The following is a 2862-nucleotide window of genomic DNA, read 5'->3' as shown; positions in this document are numbered from 1 at the left end:
GCGCAGGTCCGTCGCGTTGAAGCCGAACGCCTCGGCCGTCGCCGCCATGTCCGCCACCCCGACGTCCACGCCGAGCTTGGCGAACACCGTGTTGCAGGACCACTCGAAGGCCACCCGCAGCGGCGCGTCCTCGCAGCCCTCGCTCTCGTTGGTCAGTCTCGTCGTGGTGCCGGGCAGGGTGTACGGGGCGGGCGAGTCGGTCGGCGCGTCGACATCCGTGATCACACCCGCGTCCAGCGCCGCCGCCGCCGTCACCACCTTGAAGGTGGACCCCGGCGGATAGGTCTGCCCCGCCGCCCGGTTGAGCATCGGCTTGCTCGGGTCCTCGTTCAGCTGCGCCCAGGACCGGGCCACCGTCACACCGTTGCCCGACAGCGACTCCGGGTCGTACGACGGGGTGGAGACCAGCGCCAGGATGCGCCCGGTCGACGGCTCCAGCGCCGCCACCGCGCCCTTGCGCGCCCCCAGCCCGGCGTACGCCGCCCGCTGGGCCGCCGCGTTGAGGGTGGTCGCCACGTCACCGCCCGGACTGCGGGCCCGGGTCAGATCGCCCACCAGCGGGAACGGCGCCAGCATCGGGTCGGTGCCGGAGAGGATCCCGTCCTCGGTGTGCTCCAGGAACGAGGAACCGTAGACCTGCGAGGCGAAGCCGGTGACCGGGGCGTACAGCGGCCCGTCGCTGTACGTCCGCTCGTAGCGGAGCCGGCCCGCGGTGTCCTTGGAGCCGGTGACCGGCCGCCCGCCGACCAGGATGTCGCCGCGCGGCTGGCCGTAACGGGCGATGGTCTGGCGGCGGTTGGCGGGATTGTCGTCGTACGCCGGGGCCTGGAAGACCTGGATGCGGGCGGCGTTGACCAGCAGCGCCGTCAGGAGCAGCGCGCAGAAGACGGCGGCGTGCCGGATGTGGCGGGTCACGGGGCCACCTGCCCGTCGTACTGCTTGCGGGCCGCGTGGCTCACCCGGATCAGCAGGGCCACGATCGCCCAGTTGGTGACGACCGAGGAGCCGCCCTGGGCGAGGAACGGCATCGCCATGCCGGTCAGTGGGATCAGCCCGGTCACCCCGCCCGCGATCACGAACACCTGGAGCGCCACGATGGTGGCGAGGCCCACCGCGAGCAGTCGCCCGAACGGGTCGCGCAGGGCGAGGCCCGCGCGGTAACCGCGCTCCACCAGCAGGCCGTACAGCAGGAAGACGGCGGACAGCCCGGCCAGGCCCAGTTCCTCGCCGGCCGTGGCCAGGATGAAGTCCGACTTGGCGGCGAAGCCGATGAGGATGGAGTGGCCGAGGCCCAGACCGGTGCCGAGGATCCCGCCCTCGGCGAAGGCGAACAACGACTGCGCGAGCTGGTTGGGCCCCTGACCGGCGTCGATGGTGGCGAACGGATGCAGCCAGTCCTCGATCCGGCCGTGCACGTGCGGTTCCAGCCGCGCCACGGCGACCGCGCCGAGCACCGCGAGGAGCAGGCCGACGGCGATCCAGCCGGAGCGGCCCGTGGCGACGTAGAGCATGACGACGAACAGCCCGAAGAAGAGCAGCGAAGTGCCCAGGTCCCGCTCCAGGACCAGCACGCCCACGCTGGCCAGCCAGATCGCGACGATCGGGCCCAGCACCCGGCCGGTGGGCAGCTGGAGCCGCCAGATCCTGCGGCCGGTGTACGCCAGGGCGCTGCGGTTCGCGGACAGGTACGCGGCGAAGAACACCGCCAGCAGCACCTTCGCGAACTCGCCCGGCTGGATGGAGAACCCGGCGACCCGGATCCAGATGCGGGCCCCGTTCACCGCCGGGAAGAAGATCGGCAGGGTGAGCAGGGCCAGCGCGGCGGCCACCCAGACATACGCGTACCGCTGGAGGAAGCGGTGGTCGCGCAGGAAGAACACGACCCCGATGAACAGGGCCACACCGAGCGTGGACCAGACGAGCTGCGCGGGGGCCGCCCGGTCGCCCGGGGTCTCCAGGTCCAGCCGGTAGATCAGCACCAGACCGAGACCGTTGAGCAGGACGCCGATGGGCAGCAGCAGGGGATCGGCGTAGGGGGCGCGCAGCCGTACCGCCAGGTGGGCGAGGAGCGCCAGCACACCGAGCCCGGCGCCGTAGCCGGCGGCGCCGGGCGGGAGGGTCCCGTGCTGGGCGAGGCCGACAGCGCAGTAGCCGTACACCGAGAGCAGCACGGCCACGACGATGAGGGCGAGTTCGATGCCGCGGCGCCGGGGGAGGCGTACCGCCACAGCGGGCGCGTCCACGGCCACGGCGGTTCCGATTCCGGCCTTCGTCATGTCCGGAACCTACCCAAGCGGGGCGACTTGCCGGGTGTGTCCGTCAGCACCAGCGTGGCGCGGGACCGATGTTGTCGATGAAGCGGGCCGCACCCCAGGCCCAGGTGCCGTCCGTGAGGAGGTACCACAGTGGATTGCCCCCTACCTTGTCGCCCGGTGTCTTGCAGAAGATCGACACGACGTCGCCCCGGTGGACGGCACGGATCACCTGGCTGCCGCGCGTCGGGGCGCTGCGCAGCAGCAGCCTGTCGGCGGTGACGACGCCCTGGTACAGGCGCGCATCGTGGTGCCCGTCGTGGTGGCCGCCGCCCTGACTGCCGAACACGCCACGGCTCGCGTCCTCGGCACCCCAGTCGTCACTCGCGGCGGCGGGCGTGACGGCGACGGCGCCGGCGAGGACACCGGCGGCGGTGGCTATGGCGAGACGGGCGAGGGAGGAACGCAGGAACATGGGGGTACCTCCGTGTGGGACGAAGTTGACTAATCGACACATTAGGAGCGGACGCCGCCCGCCGCCTGTCGCACTGGGCCATCGGGGAGACGGGGGCCGTACGGCGCGTGTGAGGGGGTGTCAGGGCGGCTGGGC

General features: G+C 72.4%; 3 protein-coding genes. All 3 read right to left on the bottom strand.

Annotated elements, in window-relative coordinates:
* Positions 1-915, bottom strand: a 915-nt coding sequence (locus CCN42_RS22290; RefSeq protein ID WP_281259518.1) for a penicillin-binding transpeptidase domain-containing protein, incomplete at its 3' end; no start/stop codon positions are given.
* The gene (locus CCN42_RS22285) at positions 912-2276 is read right to left on the bottom strand and encodes an FtsW/RodA/SpoVE family cell cycle protein (protein ID WP_086738172.1); all 1365 of its coding nucleotides are present in this window, start codon (positions 2274-2276) and stop codon (positions 912-914) included. The genes CCN42_RS22285 and CCN42_RS22290, both read right to left, overlap by 4 nt.
* Positions 2277-2319: 43 nt before the next feature.
* Complete coding sequence (locus CCN42_RS22280) at positions 2320-2727, bottom strand: SH3 domain-containing protein (protein WP_086738170.1); 408 nt, start codon at positions 2725-2727, stop codon at positions 2320-2322.
* Positions 2728-2862: the final 135 nt, after the last annotated feature.

This window comes from Streptomyces glaucescens (assembly GCF_002154375.1).
Taxonomy (GTDB): Bacteria; Actinomycetota; Actinomycetes; order Streptomycetales; family Streptomycetaceae; genus Streptomyces; species Streptomyces glaucescens.
Note: the sequence above shows the minus strand (reverse complement) of the source record. Positions and strands in the feature narration are given on the sequence as shown.

Bases quoted from the DNA above. Each gene is read 5' to 3' on its own strand.
- CCN42_RS22285 (WP_086738172.1), bottom strand. From the start codon at position 2,276: ATGACGAAGGCCGGAATCGGAACCGCCGTGGCCGTGGACGCGCCCGCT.
- CCN42_RS22280 (WP_086738170.1), bottom strand. From the start codon at position 2,727: ATGTTCCTGCGTTCCTCCCTCGCCCGTCTCGCCATAGCCACCGCCGCC.